The sequence below is a fragment of the Betaproteobacteria bacterium genome, assembly GCA_016194905.1.
Lineage (GTDB): Bacteria > Pseudomonadota > Gammaproteobacteria > Burkholderiales > JACQAP01 > JACQAP01.
The window spans coordinates 13,597-34,711 of sequence record JACQAP010000024.1; the positions used below are offsets into that span (position 1 = coordinate 13,597).

General features: G+C 59.9%; 14 protein-coding genes, 1 tRNA gene and 1 pseudogene. 9 read left to right on the top strand and 7 right to left on the bottom strand.

The features are described 5' to 3' along the window. Positions 1–6: 6 nt before the first annotated feature. The 3 genes from HY067_16850 to HY067_16860 all read right to left on the bottom strand — a co-directional run bounded on the left by HY067_16850 (position 7) and on the right by HY067_16860 (position 3,280). Positions 7–1,176 (bottom strand): PilT/PilU family type 4a pilus ATPase, encoded by a 1,170-nt coding sequence (locus tag HY067_16850; GenBank protein MBI3529622.1) that lies wholly within the window; start codon positions 1,174–1,176, stop codon positions 7–9. Positions 1,177–1,248: 72 nt separating this feature from the next. Then, on the bottom strand, positions 1,249–2,070 hold the full coding sequence (dapD, locus tag HY067_16855) for a 2,3,4,5-tetrahydropyridine-2,6-dicarboxylate N-succinyltransferase (protein MBI3529623.1): 822 nt from the start codon (positions 2,068–2,070) through the stop codon (positions 1,249–1,251). Continuing rightward, positions 2,033–3,280 (bottom strand): succinyldiaminopimelate transaminase, encoded by a 1,248-nt coding sequence (locus tag HY067_16860; GenBank protein MBI3529624.1) that lies wholly within the window; start codon positions 3,278–3,280, stop codon positions 2,033–2,035. Before HY067_16860 ends, dapD begins: the two co-directional genes overlap by 38 nt. Positions 3,281–3,321: 41 nt before the next feature. On the opposite strand from HY067_16860, the pseudogene HY067_16865 reads away from it, so the two are divergent. Beyond that, positions 3,322–4,226 (top strand): annotated as a pseudogene (locus HY067_16865) (DMT family transporter). On the opposite strand, the gene queF reads toward HY067_16865, so the two are convergent. Further along, positions 4,212–4,628, bottom strand: a complete 417-nt coding sequence (gene queF / locus HY067_16870; GenBank protein ID MBI3529625.1) for an NADPH-dependent 7-cyano-7-deazaguanine reductase QueF — start codon at positions 4,626–4,628, stop codon at positions 4,212–4,214. The pseudogene HY067_16865 and the gene queF sit on opposite strands and share 15 nt — an antisense overlap. 129 nt (positions 4,629–4,757) lie before the next feature. Here queF and smc point away from each other — a divergent pair, with 129 nt between their 5' ends. The 7 genes from smc to HY067_16905 are packed head-to-tail and all read left to right on the top strand — an operon-like array spanning position 4,758 to position 14,213. Beyond that, positions 4,758–8,282 carry a chromosome segregation protein SMC gene (gene smc, locus HY067_16875; protein MBI3529626.1) on the top strand — a complete coding sequence of 1,175 codons (3,525 nt, stop codon included), beginning with the start codon at positions 4,758–4,760 and terminating at the stop codon, positions 8,280–8,282. Between the two features lie 46 nt (positions 8,283–8,328). Beyond that, a complete protein-coding gene (locus HY067_16880; protein MBI3529627.1) occupies positions 8,329–9,450 on the top strand; it encodes a cell division protein ZipA C-terminal FtsZ-binding domain-containing protein in 1,122 nt (373 codons plus the stop codon). Then, entirely contained in the window at positions 9,450–11,462 is a 2,013-nt protein-coding gene (gene ligA, locus HY067_16885; protein ID MBI3529628.1) for an NAD-dependent DNA ligase LigA, read from the top strand. Before HY067_16880 ends, ligA begins: the two co-directional genes overlap by 1 nt. 38 nt (positions 11,463–11,500) lie before the next feature. Continuing rightward, complete coding sequence (gene galU / locus HY067_16890) at positions 11,501–12,400, top strand: UTP--glucose-1-phosphate uridylyltransferase GalU (GenBank protein ID MBI3529629.1); 900 nt, start codon at positions 11,501–11,503, stop codon at positions 12,398–12,400. Next, on the top strand, positions 12,390–12,935 hold the full coding sequence (locus HY067_16895; protein ID MBI3529630.1) for a hypoxanthine-guanine phosphoribosyltransferase: 546 nt from the start codon (positions 12,390–12,392) through the stop codon (positions 12,933–12,935). The genes galU and HY067_16895 overlap by 11 nt, the downstream gene beginning before the upstream one ends. 11 nt (positions 12,936–12,946) lie before the next feature. Further along, positions 12,947–13,690 (top strand): S-methyl-5'-thioinosine phosphorylase, encoded by a 744-nt coding sequence (locus tag HY067_16900; protein ID MBI3529631.1) that lies wholly within the window; start codon positions 12,947–12,949, stop codon positions 13,688–13,690. Beyond that, the gene (locus HY067_16905; protein MBI3529632.1) at positions 13,683–14,213 is read left to right on the top strand and encodes a peptide deformylase; all 531 of its coding nucleotides are present in this window, start codon (positions 13,683–13,685) and stop codon (positions 14,211–14,213) included. Before HY067_16900 ends, HY067_16905 begins: the two co-directional genes overlap by 8 nt. Before the next feature lie 18 nt (positions 14,214–14,231). Here HY067_16905 and HY067_16910 read toward each other — a convergent pair whose 3' ends face one another. Together HY067_16910 and map are read right to left on the bottom strand one after the other, a co-directional pair. Continuing rightward, a complete protein-coding gene (locus HY067_16910; protein ID MBI3529633.1) occupies positions 14,232–16,829 on the bottom strand; it encodes a [protein-PII] uridylyltransferase in 2,598 nt (865 codons plus the stop codon). Then, the gene (gene map, locus HY067_16915) at positions 16,830–17,630 is read right to left on the bottom strand and encodes a type I methionyl aminopeptidase (protein MBI3529634.1); all 801 of its coding nucleotides are present in this window, start codon (positions 17,628–17,630) and stop codon (positions 16,830–16,832) included. A 528-nt stretch (positions 17,631–18,158) separates the two neighbouring features. Here map and HY067_16920 point away from each other — a divergent pair. Then, positions 18,159–20,588, top strand: coding sequence for a DUF1631 domain-containing protein (locus tag HY067_16920; protein ID MBI3529635.1), 2,430 nt, complete (start codon positions 18,159–18,161; stop codon positions 20,586–20,588). Positions 20,589–20,782: 194 nt separating this feature from the next. Here the strand turns inward: HY067_16920 and HY067_16925 are convergent. Beyond that, a tRNA-Asn gene (locus HY067_16925) sits at positions 20,783–20,858 on the bottom strand. Positions 20,859–21,115 lie beyond the last annotated feature (257 nt).

Here is a 21,115-nt window from a genome sequence, read left to right on the forward strand (position 1 = left end):
ACTTGTTCAGCTCTTTTCCTGATCCACGTTGAGCTTGATTTCGCTGAACGAATAACCGCCACCGGGCTTGGCCATCACGCGGCCGGTCGGACTTTCGCCGAGTTTTCCGGCGGCCTTTTGTTCGAAGTTGTTGATCAGCCAGGACAGGTTGGTCGACGAGTCCGAGTTCTTCAGCGCCTCATCCTTTGCCACCGTGCCGGCCATGTACAACTCGAACAATGCCTGCTCGAAAGTCTTGGAACCGGGCGAAAGGCTCTGTTCCATGGCTTCGCGGATCTGGTCGATTTCGCCTTTCTTGATCAGTTCCGCGACGTGCTTGGTATTCAGCATTACTTCGACTGCGGCGACCAGGGTGCCGTCGTTGGCCTTGACCAGGCGTTGAGAAATGATTGCACGCAGGCTGATCGACAGATCGGACAGCAGCGAAGTGCGGGCATCGTAGGGGAAGAAGTTGATGATCCGGTTCAGCGCGTGATAGCTGTTGTTCGCATGCAGCGTGGAAATGCACAGGTGACCGGTCTGGGCGTAGAGCAGCGCGTGCTGCAGGGTTTCGCGATCGCGGATCTCACCGATCATCATCATGTCCGGCGCTTCGCGCATTGCGTTGACCAGAGCGTTTTCATAGGAACGGGTGTCGGTGCCGACTTCGCGCTGGTTGATCACGCACTTGTCGTTTCGGAACACGAATTCCATCGGATCTTCGATGGTCAGGATATGGCCGGGCCGGAGCGCATTGCGGTGCTCTATCATGGCTGCCAGCGTGGTCGATTTGCCCGAACCGGTGGAACCCACAACGACGACGAAGCCGCGCTTTTCGAGGATCAGTTCCTTGAGTATCGCGGGAAGTTTGAGCCTGTCGATGCCCACCGTGCCGCTCTTGAGAAAGCGGATCACCATGGCGACGTTTCCGCGCTGCCGGAACACGTTCACCCGAAATCGGCCGATGTCGGGGACCACGTGGGCGAAATTCATCTCCATGGTCTCTTCGAATTCCTTGATCTGCTTGTCGCTCATGACTTCGTAAGCGACTTTGCGTGAGGTCTCCGGATCGATGATTTGCTGGTTGACCGGCATGATGGTGCCGAGAATCTTGATCGATACCGGGGCGCCGGCCGACAGGAACAGGTCGGACGCCTGCTTTTCTGCCATCAGCTTGAATAAAGGTGTCAGAAACATATTGGCCTCGCTGACTCGTGATTGAACTGAATCAAGTCGAAATGATGTTGCAGGATCGCCGAACCGCCGCGATCAGATGCCGCGCAGCAGTTCATTGATACTCGTCTTGGCGCGGGTCTTGGCGTCAACCTGCTTGACGATCACCGCGCAATAAAGGCTGTACTTGCCGTCCGGGGAGGGCAGAGTCCCCGAGACGACGACCGATCCCGGCGGAATTCTGCCGTAGAGGACCTCGCCGGTTTCACGGTTGTAGATTCGCGTGCTTTGACCGACGTAGACACCCATTGAAATGACCGAACCTTCGCCGACCACGACGCCTTCGACCACCTCCGAACGCGCGCCGATGAAGCAATCGTCCTCGATGATGGTCGGATTCGCCTGTACGGGCTCCAACACGCCGCCGATGCCGACCCCGCCGGAAAGGTGCACATTCTTGCCGATCTGCGCACAAGAACCGACCGTGGCCCAGGTATCGACCATGGTGCTTTCATCGACGTATGCGCCTATGTTGACGAACGAGGGCATGAGCACCACGTTCTTGGCGATGAACGAGCCGCGACGCACGACAGCATTCGGTACCACGCGAAAGCCGCCAGCCCGGAAATCGGCGCTGCCGTAGTCCGCGAACTTGGCCGGCACCTTGTCGAAATAATTGGTGTAACCGTCGCGCACGACTTCGTTGTCTTCCAGACGAAACGACAGCAACACAGCCTTCTTGAGCCACTGGTGGGTCACCCAATCCTTGCCGGATCTTTCCGCCACGCGCAGCTTGCCGGAATCCAGTTGCGTGATGACCTCCGCAACCGCTTCCTTGAGCGCGGGTTCGGCGGTTTTCGGTGAAATGCCGGCGCGGTTTTCAAACGCCTTGTCGATGACTGACTGCAAATCCGTCATTCTTGTTCTTCCCTTTTGCGAATTGAGAGTAAAACGCTTTCAGTCGCTGTGCCGCTTCGAGGCATTCCTCGACCGGCGCAACCAGCGCGACCCGGATGAAATTCCGGCCCGGATTGATGCCATGCGCTTCCCGTGCCAGATAACTGCCGGGCACGACGGCGACATTATATTGCTCGAACAACTGTTTAGTGAACTCCGTATCGGCGATCGGCGTGCGCAGCCAGAGATAGAAAGCGGCTTCCGGCATTTCGACCTCGATCACGGGTGACAGGATGGCAAGCGTCTTTTCGAATTTTTCCCGATAAAGCCGGCGGTTTTCCACGACGTGTCTTTCATCGCTCCACGCCGCGGCGCTGGCGGCCTGGACCGCCGGATTCATCGCGCAGCCGTGATAGGTGCGATACAGCAGGAATTTGGCGAGAATATCCACGTCTCCGGCGACGAATCCGGAGCGCATGCCGGGCACATTGGAGCGCTTCGATAGGCTGCTGAATACGACCAGCCTGCGAAAATCGCCGCGACCCAGGCGCTGTGCCGCCTCCAGCCCGCCGAGCGGCGGCCGGTTCTCGTTGAAGTAAATCTCCGAGTAGCACTCGTCCGAAGCGATGGTGAAACCGTGGCGGTCGGAAAGTTCGAAAAGCGCCTGCCACTCGTCCAGCGTCATGACGTTGCCGGTGGGATTGCCGGGAGAGCAGACATAGATCAACTGGGTCCGGCTCCAGACTTCTTCCGGGAGCTGTTGCAGATCGAGGGCGAATCCATTGTCTGGCAGCAGGTTGAGGAAGTGCGGTTCCGCCCCGGCGAGGATGATCGCGCCCTCGTAGATCTGGTAAAACGGATTCGGCGCCACTACCGCGGGCCGCTCGCGCGAACCATCGACGACCGCCTGGGCGAACGCGAACAAGGCCTCGCGGCTGCCATTGACAGGCAATACCTGCCTGACGGGATCGATCTTGGCGATCCGGTAACGCCGTTCGATCCAGCCGGCCATGGCGTTGCGCAATGCTTCGCTTCCAGCGGTGGCCGGATAACCGGACAATCCGCCGATCTGGTCGATCAGCTCATCGCGGATGAACTGCGGCGTCGCGTGCTTCGGCTCACCGATCGACAGGCTGATCGGACGCAGCGAGGGGTCCGGCGTGACACCCGCAAGCAGTGTCGCCAGCTTCTGGAACGGATAAGGCTGAAGTCTCGAGAGGTTCGGATCCATTATCGATGCAATGAACTGCTTCGTCTGGGACGGGCGGTCGAATTATAAGGGCGGGCGTGACAGCCAAGAAGAATAACGTAGCGGTGGTCTCGTGCCTGCTGACCGGGGCATTGGTATGGGGATTGATCTGGTATCCCTACCGCGTGTTGCAGACAGCCGGGGTCGGCGGTGCGCTGGCCTCGTTTTTGACCTATTTCATTGCGCTGCTGCCGGCCCTGCTCCTGTTCCGGAGCAGGAGGGCGCAGTTGCGCAAATCGCCCGGGCTGCTCGTGGCGATGGCCTTTGCGGCCGGTTTTTGCAACCTCGGGTATGTGCTCGCCATGATTCATGGCGAAGTCGTCAGGGTCATGCTGCTGTTCTATCTCGCGCCGCTGTGGACACTGATATTTTCGCGACTGCTGCTTGGAGAAAGAGCGGGCCCGGCTGGATATGTGGTCATTGCGCTCTCGCTGGCGGGCGCAATCGTGATGTTATGGCACACCCAGGCGGACGTTGGCCTTTGCCCTACACGGCTGCAGAATGGCTTGGAGTCGCCGCGGGAATGACTTTCGCCCTGGCGAACGTATTGAGCCGCAAGGCCAGAGAAATCGACGAGGCAATCAAAGCCGGCTCGGTCTGGGCCGGCGTAACACTGGTCGCCTTGCCGGTGTCGATTCTGACGGAGCATCCCATGCAGGCATTGGCGGCCATGGATGCACGGACCTGGTTGCTGGTGGGACTTGTCGCGGTGATCCTGTTCTGCGTAAATCTGGTGGTTCAGTTCGGACTTGCGCGTACGACGGCGAACCGGGCAATCGTCATCATGCTGTCGGAACTGGTATTTGCCGTTGCCTCGTCCTATTTCCTCGCTTTCGAGCAAATCGGCTGGCGTGACTGGCTCGGGGGTGCCATGCTGGTGGTCGCCGCCCTGTGTTCCGGGCGGCTGGAAGCGTCAGCGCATGGCTGATTGGGGTTCGAACTGCGCGAGGTCGATTTGCGACGCTGGTGTCCAGCCCTTCTTGCTGTGCTCGGCCGATACGGTTGTGAAGATGCCACCGCGCACGTAAAAGCGCGCAGTGAGCCGCATGAAGCGGGGCTGGGTGGCCGCGACCAGATCGTCCAGCATGCGGTTGGTCACCGCTTCATGGAATGCCCCCTGATTTCGATACGACCACACGTAAAGCTTCAGGCTCTTCAACTCCACGCACTGTTTGTCGGGGATGTAATCGAGGAGCAGCGTGGCGAAATCCGGTTGGCCGGTTTTTGGACAGAGGCAGGTGAACTCGGGAATTTCCATATGAATCAGATAATCCCGGCCGGGGCTTGGATTGGAAAACGTGTCGAGTGATAAAGAGGGCTTGCTCGGCATTCTCTGAAGGCCATTCCATTGTTAAAATGCTCGACGAAATAACGTGCGCCTGGTCCTTAGGCTAAGGGCCCCAGGCGCTTGTTTTATGGACATCCGCTGAAATTATAAGCCTTTATAAAGCTGCACAAATTGCGACTCACCCACATCAAGCTCGCTGGTTTCAAGTCCTTCGTTGACCCCACCCACATCCCGGTGCCTGGCCAACTGGTCGGGGTGGTCGGCCCCAACGGCTGCGGCAAATCGAACGTAATCGACGCAATACGCTGGGTGCTGGGCGAATCCTCAGCCAAGCAGTTGCGCGGCGAAAACATGCAGGACGTCATTTTCAATGGCTCGGGCGATCGCAAGCCGGTCGGCCGTGCCAGCGTCGAGCTGGTATTCGACAACAGCCTCGGCAAGGCAGCCGGGACCTGGTCGGCGTACGCGGAGATCTCGGTCAAGCGCGTGCTCGAGCGCGACGGCGAATCGTCCTATTTTCTCAACAACCTGCATGTGCGCCGCCGCGACGTCGCCGATATCTTTTTGGGCACCGGCCTGGGCGGGCGCGGCTACGCCATCATCGAGCAAGGCATGATTTCGCGCATCATCGAGGCGAAACCGGAAGACCTGCGCAGCTTTCTCGAAGAGGCAGCCGGCGTATCGAAGTATCGCGAGCGTCGCCGTGAAACCGAGTTGAGGCTGGAGGATACCCGCGAAAACCTGCTGCGTGTCGACGACATCCGCCAGGAGCTCGGCAAGCAGCTCGAGCACCTGGAATCGCAAGCCGAGAAGGCCGGCAAATACCGCGGCTTCGAAGCCAGTCTCAAGCGTACCCAGCAGTTGTTGTGGACGTTGCGCAAGCGCGATGCGCAGGCACAACGCGCGAAGATCGGCCGCGACGTCGAGGCATTGGGCATCGAGCTGGAAGCAGAAATGGCGCGGCTGCGCGACGCGGAAAAACGGGTGGAGGAACTGCGCACGAGGCATTACGGCGCATCGGACAACGTGCATGCGGCACAAGGCAAGCTGTACGAAGTCAACGCGGAGATCGCCCGCATCGAACAGCAGGTCCAGTACCTGCGCAACAGCCGTAGCCGCGCGGAGCAACAACTCAATTCCTTGCGCGGGCAGGAAGCGGAACAGCGCGATCGGCTGCAATCGCTGGAGGCGGCGCGTGGAGACAATAGCCGCGCTTTGGCCGGGGCCACAGAGCAGCTCGCCGTGTTCGGGGAGGCGCTGCGAGAGGCTCGTGAAGCGTTGCCGGTGGCGGATGAAAATCACCGCAGCGCCCAGGCGCTGCTCGCACAGGCGCAGGAGGTCCTGACGCAGGCGGAGCAGCAATTGCGCCTGGAAGATGCCCGTAAAGGCCATACCGAAAAACTGCTGCTGCAGCTCGCGTCGCGTCGTGCCAGGCTGGAGGAAGAGCGCGACGGCCTGGAAGTACCGAACCTCAGTGAACTGGTCAGGCTGGAATCCGAGATCCGCGAGCTTGACCATCAGCTTGCCGGCCAACGCGATGCTTTCGAGCAATGCGAGGCGGCGTTGCCGAAGCTCGAACATTCTTTGCAGACGGCTGAAGAAACCGCGGAGCAGACGCAGCAACGGCTGCATCAGCTCGATGCGCGCCTGACCGCTCTGCAGTCGCTCCAGGAACAGGTCAGCCGCTCAGGCGAACTGGAGCCCTGGCTGGATCGCAACGATCTGCGCCGCAATGCGCATCTGTGGCAGGGCATACGCATTCGCGAAGGTTGGGAAGACGCCCTCGAAGCGGTCCTGCGCGAACGCCTGAACAGCATCGGGCTGACCGATCTGGGGCAGGCGCACGGTTGGCTCTCCGAGCCGCCGCCGGGCAAACTTTCCTTCCACCGTGTTACTGCCGGTTCGGTGGTCGATGAGCCCGCGCCATCCGGGCTGGAACGGCTGACCGACTACGTGACCTGCACCGATGCGCGTTTGGCGGGCGTGCTCGCCGACTGGCTGGCGCGAGTCTACGTCCTGCCCCATCCGCAGCAGGGCATGGAAGTCGCTGGAAAATTGCCGCCCGGCGCCATGCTGGTCAGTGCCCAGGGCCATGTGTTCACGTCGACCAGTGTCAGTTTTCATGCCGCCGATTCCGAGGTTCACGGCATCCTGTCCCGCCAGCGCGAAATCGAAGCCTTGTTCGCCGAGCATACCGCGTCGGATGCCCGGCTCGGTGAGCTGAATCGAGCTGCGTCTTCACAGAAAATCGAATTTGAAGAGCGCAGGGACGAGGCTGATCGCCTGCGGCGGCAGGTATCGGATCTCCAGGAAAACCGACATCAGCTGAAACTGGACCACGTTCGGCTGTCGCAGCTCGCCGAGCGACTGAAAGCCCGCGGCGAGCAGATCGTCCGCGAGCTTGCGGAAATCGATGCGGAATCCGCACGCGAATCCGCGCAACAAGAGGAAGCCGGGCGGCAAATGGAAGCGCTTCGCTCCGGCAAGGCGGCCATGCATGGCGGCGTTGAGGCTGCGAGGCAGGCTCACGCGGAAGCCGAATCGGCGTTGCAGGCCAGCCGGACCCTCGCACAGCAGGCCGAGCGCCAACACCAGGAGGCGCTCTATCTAGAGAAGACTATAAATAATAAGATCATAGATATAAATTCTTCTCTTCAAGTCTTGTCTCAGACGCTTGCGCGGTTGCAAAGCGATGCGGAAGCCCTGACGCAGGAAGTATCCCGAACCGATGAGACGGGATTGCAGGAACAATTGCAGCAGCAGCTCGCCTTGCGCGGCGAACGCGAACAGGCGCTGAAGCAGACGCGCGAGGAACTGGAAGGCGCCGAGCACACATTGCGCGCGACAGAACAGGAGCGTCTTATTTCCGAGCAAAAACTCGCGCCGGCGCGCGAACGCATCAACGAACTCCGGCTCAAGGAGCAGGAAGCGCGACTGGCCGAAGAAAGCTACGCCAGCCAGCTGGCGGAGGCGCAGGCCAATGAAGAAGAACTGCTGCCGTTGCTCGAGGAGGGCGTGCGCGCCAGCAGGCTGCAGGGCGAGATCAACCGGCTTAACGAAGACATGGCTGCTCTGGGCGCGGTCAATCTGGCTGCGCTGGACGAACTGTCGACCGCCCGGGAGCGCAAGACTTATCTGGACTCCCAATCGCAGGATCTGACCGAAGCGGTGGGAACCCTGGAGACCGCGATTCGCAGGATCGACCGCGAGACCCGTGAGCGCCTGCAGGAGACGTTCGATACGGTCAATAAACATTTCGGGGAAATGTTCCCGGTGTTGTTCGGCGGCGGCGAGGCCAAGCTGCTGATGACCGGCGAGGAGATTCTCGATGCCGGGGTGCAGGTGATCGCGCGCCCGCCGGGCAAGCGCAATGCATCGATTCATCTGTTGTCCGGCGGGGAAAAGGCGCTTACCGCCTTGTCGCTGGTGTTCTCGATGTTCCAGCTCAATCCGGCGCCATTCTGCCTGCTGGACGAAGTCGATGCGCCACTGGACGACAGCAACACCGAACGATTCTGCGGTCTGGTGAAAAAAATGTCCGCCAACACCCAGTTCATGTTCATCACCCATAACAAGATCACCATGGAAATGGCTAGCCAACTGATCGGAGTCACCATGCAGGAGCAGGGCGTCTCGCGGGTGGTTGCGGTTGACGTCGAAGAAGCGCTGCGTATGCGCGAAGAGGCTGCGGCTTGATCCGGCGCCATCACACCCGGACGCAAGGGGAAGAGCGATGAGTGATTTGCAGATCGGCCTGGCGATGCTCGGAGTGCTGGTGGTGGCCGCCGTGGTGGCGTTCAACTGGTGGCAGGAACGTCAGTTTCGGCAGCGCGGAGAGGAAGCGTTTCCCGGCCGGCACGACGATGTACTCCTTAACCATCCCGTCATGCGGGCCGTTTCCGCAACGGCATCCGCACCGTCGCAGCAGCATTCGCTCGATGAGCCGCGCATCGAACCGAGTATGGAACCTCGAATGGAGCCTCACCTCGATACTGCATCGGAAGTCGCCATGCCGGCGTCTGCCGGTGTTCCGAAATTTACGGTTGGAGGCGTACCTCAAGCGGAAATCGATTATATCGCCGAGATCCGGGCTGCTGAGTTTATCGCCGTGGAAAAACTCGTCAGGATGCAACAGAACCTGCCCGGTTTGAGCCGCAGGATCAGTTTCGTCGGGCTCAATTACCAAACAAAGTCCTGGGAGGCGCTGACGCCGGATGATGCCCGTTATACCTCGGTATGTGTCGCGCTCCAGCTCGTGGACCGGTCCGGGCCTGTCAATGACCAGCAGTTGCGGGAGTTTGGCGAGGCGGTAAGGAATGCGGCGAGCGAGATGGCGGCGATCGCCGAATTGCCGGACTTCGTGCCGGCGCTCGAGCAGGCCGTTGCGCTGGACGAATTCTGCGCCGATGTCGACGTTCTGGTCGGGATCAACGTCATCGCCAATACGGGACAGGTATTCCACGGCACCAAGATCCGTGCGCTCGCCGAGGCGGCCGGGCTGCAATTGCAGTCAAGCGGGGTCTTCCATTGTCACGATGAGCAGGGCGGTGCATTGTTCTCGCTCGACAATCAGGAGTCCGAGCCGTTCCTGATCGACCGCATCCGCAATATCACCACCCCGGGAATTACCTTCCTGCTCGACGTGCCGCGGATCGCAAACGGTCTGCGCGTCTTCGACAGGATGGTGGCGATGAGCCGCAGCTTTGCCGATTCGCTCGACGGGACGCTGGCCGATGACAATCGCGTTTTGCTGAACGATTCCGGCCTCGCCCGGATTCGAACGCAATTGCGAGCCATTTATACAGCCATGGAACAACGCGGCATCGAGGCCGGTAGTCCGCTCGCGTTACGCCTGTTCTCCTGATGTCGGTACCGTCCGAGACAGCTGCTCGCGCCGCCCGGCTGCGACACGAAATCGAACTCGCCAACTTCAACTATTACGTCAAGGACTCTCCGTCCATTCCGGATGTGGAATACGACAGGCTGTTCCGCGAATTGCAATCGTTGGAAATGCAATATCCTGAACTGTCCGGGTCCGACTCCCCCACCCGGCGCGTCGGCGCTGCACCTCTCGCGGCGTTCAAACAAGTCACTCATGCGACGCCGATGCTGTCGCTCAACAATGCGTTTGACGAGACCGAGGTTGAGGCCTTCGATCGGCGCGTGCGAGAGGCACTGCAGGCCGATGGGCCGATCCAGTATGCGGTGGAGCCGAAATTCGACGGTCTGGCGATCAGTCTGACTTACCAGGATGGATTGTTCGTAATGGGCGCCACGCGCGGCGACGGGTATACCGGCGAAGACGTAACGGCAAACTTGCGTACGGTGCGTGCCATTCCGCTGCGATTGGCGGGCGCAAAGCCGCCGCGTCTGCTCGAGGTCCGCGGCGAGGTCCTGATGCTCAAGCGCGATTTCGAGACACTCAACCAGGAACAACGCGACCGGGGAGAAAAGGAGTTCGCCAATCCGCGCAACGCGTCCGCAGGCGCGCTTCGCCAGCTCGATTCGCGCATTACCGCCTCGCGGCGCCTGACATTTTTTGCATATGGGGTAGGATCGACCAGGGATGTACCTGATGACACGCACAGCCACCAACTCGACTATCTGGAGTTGCTGCATCTGCCCGTGACACACGAACGCGATATCGTCGAAGGCGTGCAAGGTTTGCTGCACTACTATCGCGCAATCGGCGAACGACGTCCGGCGTTGCCGTTCGAAATCGACGGCGTGGTATACAAGGTCAACGATCTGCGCAGCCAGGTCCGCCTCGGCTTCGTATCGCGCGCCCCGCGCTTCGCGGTGGCACACAAGTTTCCGGCGCAGGAGGAAATCACGCAGGTGCTGGATGTTACCGTGCAGGTCGGGCGCACCGGCGCCTTGACCCCGGTAGCGCGGTTGGCGCCGGTATTCGTCGGCGGCGTAACGGTTACCAATGCCACGTTGCACAACGAAGATGAGGTCAGGCGCAAAGACGTGCGAATAGGCGATCATGTGGTCGTGCGTCGCGCCGGCGATGTCATTCCCGAGGTGGTGAGCGTAGTCAGGGAACGGCGCCCGGCCGATGCTCGTGAATTCGTGATGCCGGACAAGTGCCCTGTCTGCGGTTCCCGCGTCGAACGACTCGAAGGCGAGGCCGTGACCCGCTGCACTGCGGGCTTGTTCTGCCCGGCGCAGCGCAAACAGGCGTTGCTGCATTTTGCCGGACGGCGCGCAATGGATATCGAAGGGCTGGGTGAAAAGTTGGTCGATCAGCTGGTTGACGCGAACCTGGTGAAAACGCCGGCGGATCTCTATCGGCTCGATTTGCAGACGCTTTCGAATCTGGAGCGAATGGCCGAGAAGTCGGCCACGAACGTGCTCGAAGCGATCGAAAAAAGCAAAAAGACGACGTTGCCCCGCTTTATTTTCGCGCTTGGTATTCGCAACGTTGGCGAAACGACCGCCAAGGACCTGGCGCGCCATTTCGGCAGGCTGGAGTTGCTGATGCGGGCCGATGAAGCAGAACTGCAACAAGCGCCGGACGTGGGGCCGGTCGTGGCGCAGAGCATCGCTCATTTCTTCGGCGAGCCCCACAATCATGAAATCATCGCACAGATGCGCGCCGGCGGTGTGCACTGGCCGGAGACAGAAGTCAACCAGACTGCGAAACTGCCTCTATCAGCAAAGACTTTCGTGCTGACCGGAACGCTGCCGAATCTGACTCGGGAAGAAGCAAAAGAACGCATTGAAGCAAAAGGCGGAAAGGTGGCGGGCAGCGTATCGAAGAAAACTGACTATGTCGTAGCAGGCGCGGATGCCGGCGGGAAGCTGGAGAAAGCACGGGAACTGGGTGTCGCTGTGCTGGACGAAAGAGGGTTGTTAGAATTGCTTGAATAACCTGCGGTGCTGTCAATCTGGAGCTGCAAGGAGAAAAATTGAACAAAATCACCAAAGCGGTTTTTCCGGTCGCCGGAATGGGGACGCGTTTTCTTCCCGTCACCAAAGCGAGTCCGAAGGAAATGCTGCCGGTTGTGGACAAGCCGCTGATCCAGTATGCCGTGGAGGAAGCGGTCGCGGCCGGAATCACGCAGATGGTCTTCATTACCGGCCGCAACAAGCGCGCTATCGAGGATCATTTCGACAAAGCCTACGAACTGGAGACAGAGCTTGCCGCCCGCAACAAACACAAGATGCTGGAGCAGGTGCATGACATCCTGCCTAAGAATGTCAGCTGCATCTATGTTCGTCAGACCGAAGCATTGGGTCTGGGCCACGCCATTCTTTGCGCGCGGCCGGTGGTCGGTAACGAACCCTTCGCGGTGATCCTGGCCGACGATCTGATCGACGGCGATCCTCCGGTCATGAAGCAGATGGTGGACGTCTACGCCAGCGAGCGCTGCTCCGTACTCGCGGTTCAGACCGTCGCGCGGGAAGAAACGTCGAGCTACGGGATCGTCAGGACCGAGCCCGGAGAGCGCGGCATGCATCGAATTACCGGCATCGTCGAGAAGCCCAAACCCGAGGTCGCACCTTCCACGCTTGCGGTGGTTGGCCGCTATCTGCTCGAGCCGGAAATTTTCGACCATCTCGAGAAGGTCAACCCAGGAACAGGCGGGGAGATACAACTGACGGACGGCATAGCCTCGATGCTGAACAAGCAGCGCGCGCTAGCGTACGAGTTTCAGGGCGTGCGTTACGACTGCGGTTCAAAGCTCGGCTACCTGCAGGCGAACGTGCTCTATGCGATGCGTCACCCGGAGATCGGTGATGAATTTCGCGGTTTTCTCGATTCGCTGAATGCCGAGAGCAAAGGGATCGGACCGGATGCTAACTAGGGATCAAGCCTGGCAGATGCTGCGCGATGCCGAGCTTGTACATGACGAGGATACGGTCAATCGTGCGGTCAGACGTCTGGCCATCGACATCACGGCGAAGCTTGCCGATGCCCATCCGCTGGTCATGCCCGTCATGGGGGGAGCGGTGGTGTTCACCGGACAACTGCTGCCGTTGCTGCATTTTCCTCTGGAGTTCGATTACCTGCACGTGACCCGTTACGATGGCAAGACACGAGGCGGCCAGATTCAGTGGAAGACGAAGCCGCACGTCGATTTCCGCGGACGCACGGTGCTGGTCCTCGACGACATTCTCGATGAAGGCAACACGCTGGCGGCGATCCGCGATCATATGCTCGGCGAAGGTGCGGCCGCATTCCACAGCGCGGTGTTCGCCGACAAGGACATCGGACGGGAAAAACCGATCCGGGCGGACTTCGTCGGCTTGACCGTCCCGAATCGATACGTGTTCGGATTCGGCATGGACGCCCATGAAACCTGGCGCAACCTGCCTGCGATCTACGCGCTGAAGTCCTGAGGAGAAAAGCATTGCTCGGAATCATAGGTGGCACCGGCCTGACCCAGCTCTCCAATCTTGAAGTCACGCGCCGCCAGGTGGTGCGCACGCCATTCGGCGATCCTTCGGGCGCACTGACGTTCGGCAAGTTGAACCGGCGCGATGTCGTGTTTCTCGCGCGCCACGGATACGGTCATACGATTCCGCCGCACGAGGTCAACTATCGCGCCAACATCTGGGCGCTGCATTCGGAAGGCGCCGGACGGGTCGTATCGGTCGCCTCGGTCGGCGGGATTCGCTCCGACCTCCCGCCCGGTGCACTCGCCATTCCGCACCAGGTGCTGGACTACACGTGGGGGCGCAAGCACACCTTTTTCGAGGGTCCCGATCAACCGGTGACGCATGTCGATTTCACGCATCCCTACTGCGAAGAGCTGCGCGCCAGATTGTTGAGGGCGGCGGCAGCGGCAGGGCAGGCGATCGTGAGCCGTGGCGTCTACGCGGCCACGCAAGGGCCGCGGCTGGAAAGCGCTGCGGAAATCGACCGTCTGGAGCGCGACGGTGCCGACATGGTCGGCATGACCGGCATGCCGGAAGCGGTGCTGGCGAGAGAGATCGGATTGCCCTACGCGGCCGTCGCGGTGGTGGTGAATCACGCCGCGGGTCGGGGCGACAGCAGCGAGGCGATTCATCTCGATCAGATCAATGCCGTGCTGAAGGCGTCGATGGTGAAAGTGCGCTCGCTGCTCGAGAAACTGGTGGAAAACGATGATTAAGCCGGTGCTGAGGATGGGCGATCCCATCCTGTTCAAGCGGGCTGAACCGGTGGTGCAATTCGACACGCAGGAACTGCATGCACTGCTGCAGGACATGGACGACACCATGCGTTCGAAAAATGGCGCCGGAATCGCCGCGCCTCAGATCGGGGTGAGCCTGCAGGTCGTGATTTTCGGGGTCGGCGCCAACCCGCGCTATCCGGACGCTGAGGAAGTGCCCTATACCGTGCTGATCAATCCGACGCTTGATCCGATAGGGGCGGAGATGGAAGAAGGCTGGGAAGGTTGCCTGTCAGTGCCCGGCATGCGTGGCGTCGTGCCGCGCTACAGCCAGGTGCGCTATCGCGGTTTCGACCAGTACGGCAATACCATCGATCGCACGGTATCCGGATTTCATGCCCGCGTGGTCCAGCATGAGACCGATCACCTGTTAGGCATTCTCTACCCGATGCGCATTCGCGACCTGCGCGATTTTGGATTCAACGAGGAATTGTTTCCCGGACAGCACATAGCGGACGACTAAACTTCCCCATGGCACTTGCTAGGGCTGCAGCTCCCGCACCAGTTCGGTTTCCAGGCGCACCACTTTCTTGGTATCGCGCAATGCGTCGCCACTGACGAGGAAGGTGTCTTCGGCGCGTTCTCCCAGGGTATTGATTTTCGCCGTGTAGAGATTGATCCCGTGATCGTCGAGCACCCGCGCAATCCGGTATAGCAGGCCGGGGCGATCCCCCGCGACGACGTTCAGGTAGTAGTACGCGCCTTTTTCATCCGGACGGATATGAACTTCCGGCGTCATCGGTACGTATTTCACCTGGCGCGACAGCCTGCCTTTGGATGGTGCCGGCAATTCGCCGTGTGCTCGAAGCTGTGTCTCGAGTTCATGTTCGATGTAGCTGATGAGGTCGCGGTAGTGCGACGTGGCGCGCGCCGGATCCATGACCTGAAAGCTGTCCAGCGCATAGCCGTGGCGGGTGGTGTAGATCTTGGCCTCGACGATGCTGAAACTGATGCTCTGGAAAAAACCGCATATGCGGGCGAACAGGGATTTCTCGTCCGGCGCATAGATCATCACCTGCAATCCCTCGCCGATCGGCGACAGTCTCGCCTTCACTATCGGCACCGGAGTGTCGACGCGATAATTCAGCAGCCGCGTGTGCCAGACGATATCCTCCTCGTCGTGGCGCAGGAAATAGCTGTCGTCGAGCTTGTCCCATAACTTGCTGGGCGCATCTTCGGGAATCGCGTACGCGCGCAATTTGACAAGGGCGCGTTCCTGGCGGGCCTGCAGCGTATTCTCCGCCGGAACCGAGCCCGGATTGAGCAACCTGCGCGTGGTACGGAACAGGTCCTCGATCAGTTTCGCCTTCCAGGCGTTCCAGACCTTCGGGCTGGTGCCACGGATGTCCGCCACAGTGAGCAGATATAGCGCCACCAACCGCCGGTCATTTCGTACCTTATCGGCGAAAGCCCGGATGACGTCCGGATCCGACAAGTCCTGCTTCTGTGCGGTGGCGGACATCATCAGATGTTGCTCGACCAGCCAGGTGACGAGTTCGGTATCGTCCTTCGACAGGCCATGCGCGCGGCAAAACCTGGCGGCATCGGCCATGCCGAGTTTGGAATGATCGCCACCGCGGCCTTTGGCGATGTCGTGGAAAAACCCGGCGAGATAGAGCAATTCGATACGTTCGAATTCCGCAATCAGCCGGCTGCACAGCGGATATTCATGCGCCATCTCCGGCACTGTGAAGCGGCGCAGATTGCGTACCACCATGAGGATGTGTTCGTCCACCGTGTATACATGAAACAGGTCGTGCTGCATGCGCCCGACGATGCGCCCGAAGGCAGGAATATAGCGGCCGAGCACTCCATACTGATTCATTCGTCGCAGCGCGTGAGTGATGCCCGTGGGGCGGCGCAGAATTTCCATGAAGAGCGCGCGATTCTCCGGGCTGCGGCGAAACGCGGCGCCGATATGGTCGCGTGCGTGCCACAGGGCGCGCATCGTCGGGACGGCAAAGCCCTTGAGTTCCGGATGGTCCTGCAGCAGCAGGAAGGCTTCGAAAATCGCGGCTGGCTGGCGCTGGAACAGACCGTGGCTGGCTTCGAGCAATTCCGCGTTGATGCGGAAGCGATCGTTCAGATCGCGAGGCTCCGCCGAGGATACGGCAAAGATCCGCCGCCGCAGGTTCTGCAAGACGATGGTATTGAGCAGTTGTACGGCCTTTGCGGTCGTGTAAAACTGTTGCATCAATTGCTCGCTGGCGCGGCGGGCCGGCGTGTCGGCCAGTCCGTACTCCTTGGCGAGCGCGGCCTGGAAATCGAACAACAGGCGGTCTTCGCGCCTGTTGGTCAGATAGTGCAGGCGCACGCGCAACACGGCGAGCGTGGCTTCGTGGCGCTTGAGCTGTCGCGCTTCCTCTCGGGTCAGTATTTTCTGCCGCGTGAGATCCAGCCAGCTGTCTCCGAGACCGGCGGCGCGGCCGATCCAGAGAATGTTCTGCAGGTCGCGCAGACCACCCGGGCTTTCCTTGATGTTCGGCTCGAGGTTATAGGCGGTATCGTTGAAGCGCGTGTGTCGCTGTTGTTGTTCGAGCAGCTTGGCCTCGGCGAAATACGCGACATCGAGGTCTTTGATGATTGCACTAGCGAAGCGCGTGTACTGTCTCCGATTGCCGGCAATGAGTCTCGACTCGAGCAATGTGGTCTGAACGGTTACATCGCGTCGCGCCTCGTCCTGGCACTCAGCGATCGTGCGCACGCTGTGGCCGATTTCGAGACCGATGTCCCAGAGCACGCCGACCAGCGCTTCGACGCTGGCGCGCGCGCTATTCCCGACTTCGTCGGGAAGCAGTATCAAAACGTCGACGTCGGAATAAGGGTAGAGCAGGCCGCGACCATATCCGCCGACCGCGATCAAAGCCGGTTCGTCTGATTGCCCGGTTTCGCTCCAGATTGCCCTGAGCGCCTCGTCCACCAGCGCGCATTGTCGTTGCAAAGCTTTCGCCGCATCGGGCTTGTCGCCGAAAGCCGCCTTCAGCGCCGCGCGCCCTTGTGCGAGTGATTGACGCCAGTCGTTTACGTTTGAGGAAAGTGCGGTAGTCCGCGCAACGCGCGGGGCAGTTGCGGACGGCATCTACGCAATGAACGACGGTGGTGGCGGCGCACCGGACGACACTGTCAACACTTCGAATCCGCTGTCCGTTACCAGCACCGTGTGCTCCCACTGCGCCGATAACGAATGATCCTTGGTGACGACGGTCCAGCCGTCCGCGAGTTGACGAATGCCGGCCTTGCCTGCGTTGATCATCGGCTCGACGGTAAAAATCATTCCGGACTGAAGCTTTATCCCGGTTCCGGCGCGGCCGTAGTGGAGCACCTGTGGTTCCTCGTGGAATTTCCTGCCGATGCCATGGCCGCAGAATTCGCGCACGATCGAGAACCCGTGTTCTTCCGCGTGTGTCTGAATGACCTCGCCAACGTCGCCGAGATAGGCCCCGTGTTTGACTACCTGGATGCCGCGCCACATGCACTCGTATGTTATTTCCGCAAGCCTGCGTGCCTGGATCGACGGATCGCCGACATAGAACATGCGGCTGGTGTCGCCATGAAAGCCGTCCTTGATCACCGTGATGTCGATGTTGACGACGTCCCCCGGTTTGAGTTTCTTCGCTCCCGGTACGCCATGGCAGACGACATGGTTGACCGAGGTACAGATGGACTTGGGATAGGGTTGGTAACCCGGAGGCGCGTAGTTCAACGGGGCCGGTACCGTGTGCTGCACGTTCACCATGTAGTCATGGCAAAGCGCATCGAGTTCGTCGGTGGTGATGTTGGGCCGGACGTGTGGGCCGATGAAGTCCAGCACCTCCGCCGCGAGACGGCCGGCGACGCGCATTTTCTCGATTTCTTCCGGAGACTTGATAGTGACGGACATGGCTGAACTGGTTTCTCGCGCGGGGTAATGATAACACCCGGGTGCACCCGCTTCAGTCTGGGACGATCAATTGCAGGTTGGACCTGTGTCGCGAAATTTCAAGCTGTTTCCATCGTTTCGAAATTGGAGCGGCCAGAGTGTTTTGGGTTGCGTCCTTTTTGGCGTGCCGGACAGGATGAATCTGGGCACTGGCGAGAAACTGTGGAACTTCCTTAACGCCGCTGCTAAACCGGAGCGCGTTGTACGCGCGATCGGTTTGAGCAGCTTGTTCGGTTCCGTGTGAGCATATCCACCCGAAGGTGGGTGCAATGCGGCTACGCTAATCGAGCCAGACCGACTTTGCAACCCAACCCTTTGATCTTCCATAAAGCCCAGCGCTCAACTGCGGAAGTTGGCTTAGCCAAGCCCCTTAATCCTGCCGACAGACTCGACTTCTCCCGCATCGACCCATATGCCGCATAATTCACTCAATATTCAGAAGAGCCGCATATGACCAATTCGGATCTACCCGCTACGGCGAAGCAGGCGATGCCGTTCGACAGCCTTCTGGCGCAAAGTCGTGACTTGGTTTGCGAGCGTCTGGCTCAGGCGTTGGCCGGCATGCTCGACAAACTGGACGACACGATTTCGGCTCTTATCAATGAAACCCAGGATGGTGACGAGCGAACGCTCTATTTGGAGGCCAAGGACAGGGCGCTTGCCCAGCGCAAAACCATCGAGGAGCTGTTCCGGGCGCACTATCTGCGGGAGTTCCAGGCACGCAGCAACCGGATAAAAAAAATGGGCCAGAGTTTCTCCGAATTCGACTTGTCTTCACTCGAGCTCGATCTGGTGGGCGAAGATGATCTCAAGGAGACGCTCAAGCTCAACGACATGGCAACCAAGTTGCGTCTGTACTGCGACGAGGAACTCGTCGCCCTCGATCAGCGAGTGGGTGTGCTGCTCGGCGACGCCAACCTGGAGGCGGAAGATAACCCCTTTAGTCCGCAGGCGATCTGCGATGCATTCAAGCTTACGTGCCGCCACGTTGATTCGAACGTCAGGGTACGGATGGTCTTCCTCAAGCTGTTCGACGACCATGTGCTCGACGATATCCGCTCCGTCTATAAGGCCGCGAATGCATTGTTGGTGCAAAACTCGATCCTCCCCAAAATCCGATACCGTGTCTCACGCGGCCAGGAGGGCAGCAAGGTGCCGTCCCCTGACGCGCGGGCGGGCGAGGAGTTGCCCGGAGCCGTCGCGCATGCTGCCGACAGAGTGCCGGGTGGCGAGCCGGACTTTTTCTCAGTCCTGCAAAACCTGCTCGCCAGTAACCTCAAGGCGATGACTCAACCGGGCGCCGTCGGCGGAACCGGCGCGCCCGCGCCAAGTGTAGCTGCACTATCCGGGTTTCCACCCACTCTGGGCATGCCCTCTTCTGGTGGTGCGGAAGTCGGGGCGGACGGGACCCCACTGGTGGTGCTCCAGGGCGCGGAATTGATGAATTTTCTCACGCGCATCCAACACGGCGACGTCAAGGCCGTGGCGGACGGTGGCGTCCCACTGGTGGCCTCTGTTGACGAACCGGGCACGGCGAATGTCCTTCACGAACTGAAGGCGACCAGTCTGGGCACCGGCATGAACCAGTTGGACGTCATGACGCTGGATATCGTCGCCATGTTGTTCGATCAATTGTTCGATGATCCCAAGATCCCCATTGCCGTGAAGGGGCTCATCGGCCGGATGCAGATCCCGATGCTCAAGGTCGCAATTGCGGACAAGGCGTTCTTCTCCCAGAAAAACCATCCCGCCCGGCGGTTGCTCGATACCCTGGGTGAAATTTCGATTCGCTTGCCTGCCGACTTCAACGCCTCCAACCCCTTGTTTGGGCGCCTGGAGGCAATCATCCAGGAACTGATAAGCGGCTTCCAGGACAGCATGGAGATTTTCGACGTCGTGCGCGAGCGGTTGCAGATTCTCACCGTCGAAGAGGATCAGCGCGTCGAAGAGGAGACGCGGTCCGCCGCGAAGCAAATCGAACAAAAGGAAAACCTCGCCGTCTCCAAAACCATGGCCCAATTCGAGGTCAAGGCTCGCATCCAGGCTGGTGAGATGCCACGTCCGGTGATCGAGTTTCTCGTGCAACAATGGGTCAAGTTGCTGCTGGTGGTCCATGTCAAGCGCGGCCAACACAGCCATGCCTGGAAGAACTCGCTCGCTACCATGGATCTGCTTATCTGGAGCGTCCAGGCCAAGCATACGCCTGAGGAGCGCAGCAAGATGGCCACGGAAGTGCCGGGACTGCTCAAGCGTCTGGCTGCCGGCCTGAAGATAGCCGGCGTTGAAGATGCCGTTTGCGCGCGCTTTTTCTCCGATCTGAACAATCTCCATGCCGGAGCGATGAGCATGGGTGGAGAAGGCGAAGTCGCCGCGGCACAGGACGCCAGCGTTGAGAACATCCCGGCGAAACCCGATGCCGCGCCCGCCGGAAAACCCGTGCCGGTGCCCAAGAAAGCAGTTCAGCCGATCCCGGAAACGGCGGGTAAGCCGCGCGCCCCCGCCGCAGCCCCAGTGGCGGATTCGGATTCGTTGGATTTCACCACGACCCTCACCATCAAGAACCCGTTTGGTCGCGGTGAGGTCCAGGTCAAAGAAATTGAACTTGGGGACGCGCGCGCGGCCGGCACTGCTCGCGCCAAAGGCGACGCGAAGGACGCCGAACTCGCTGACAACCTTAAGGAAGGAACCTGGGTGGAATTTCGCGAGAAAGGCGACGATGACACGCGTCGACCGGCCAGGCTGTCCTACATCAGTCCGCTCAAAAGCAGCTTCCTCTTCGTTGACCGCCTGGGTAAAACCGTCAAGGAGTGTTCGCGAGCTGAGCTTGCGCGTCTATTCAGCTTTGGTGCGGTTGTTGTCATGGACGAAGTGCCGCTGTTCGATCGCATCATGAATGGCGTAGTCGGTAAGCTGCGCTGAATCGCAGCACCGCATGTTGATTTTCACTGCCAGTTGACCCTGTTTTTCATTTCGGGCAGACCCGCTTATGCATTCATACTCCGCTGTGTAGCCAAGCGATTGGGGTCCTCCAATGTAGGGCACTTGCCGACAAAAATGCGGGTCAACTCGGCGTGGAAATCGACACTGAATCTCATGGGAGGCCTTGAGTAGGTTGGCTCCCCGACCTGGGCTCGAACCAGGGACCTGCGGATTAACAGTCCGTCGCTCTACCAACTGAGCTATCAGGGAACATTAGATACTTAGGTGACGCTTTTGTCGTCCGGATTATCGCTAGGTCGCACACTGGTTGCAACCAATCCGGGCGGCGCGAATAGTAGCGCATCCGGGGAAGCGCCGCAAACCCTAGCCTCTTCCAATGGCATAGGAGGCTGAAACGGGGTCCGTATTTCCAACGGCATAGGAGGCTGAAATAAGGATTTTGGATCGATCATCTACCGATGGTGATCGATATGAACGAATCAAGGCTCGAGACGATCGAGCAAATC

Coding starts and splice junctions, on each gene's coding strand:
- HY067_16850 (MBI3529622.1), bottom strand. CDS start 1,176: ATGTTTCTGACACCTTTATTCAAGCTGATGGCAGAAAAGCAGGCGTCC.
- dapD (MBI3529623.1), bottom strand. CDS start 2,070: ATGACGGATTTGCAGTCAGTCATCGACAAGGCGTTTGAAAACCGCGCC.
- HY067_16860 (MBI3529624.1), bottom strand. CDS start 3,280: ATGGATCCGAACCTCTCGAGACTTCAGCCTTATCCGTTCCAGAAGCTG.
- queF (MBI3529625.1), bottom strand. CDS start 4,628: ATGCCGAGCAAGCCCTCTTTATCACTCGACACGTTTTCCAATCCAAGC.
- ligA (MBI3529628.1), top strand. CDS start 9,450: ATGTCGGTACCGTCCGAGACAGCTGCTCGCGCCGCCCGGCTGCGACAC.
- HY067_16895 (MBI3529630.1), top strand. CDS start 12,390: ATGCTAACTAGGGATCAAGCCTGGCAGATGCTGCGCGATGCCGAGCTT.
- HY067_16905 (MBI3529632.1), top strand. CDS start 13,683: ATGATTAAGCCGGTGCTGAGGATGGGCGATCCCATCCTGTTCAAGCGG.
- HY067_16910 (MBI3529633.1), bottom strand. CDS start 16,829: ATGCCGTCCGCAACTGCCCCGCGCGTTGCGCGGACTACCGCACTTTCC.
- map (MBI3529634.1), bottom strand. CDS start 17,630: ATGTCCGTCACTATCAAGTCTCCGGAAGAAATCGAGAAAATGCGCGTC.
- HY067_16920 (MBI3529635.1), top strand. CDS start 18,159: ATGCCGTTCGACAGCCTTCTGGCGCAAAGTCGTGACTTGGTTTGCGAG.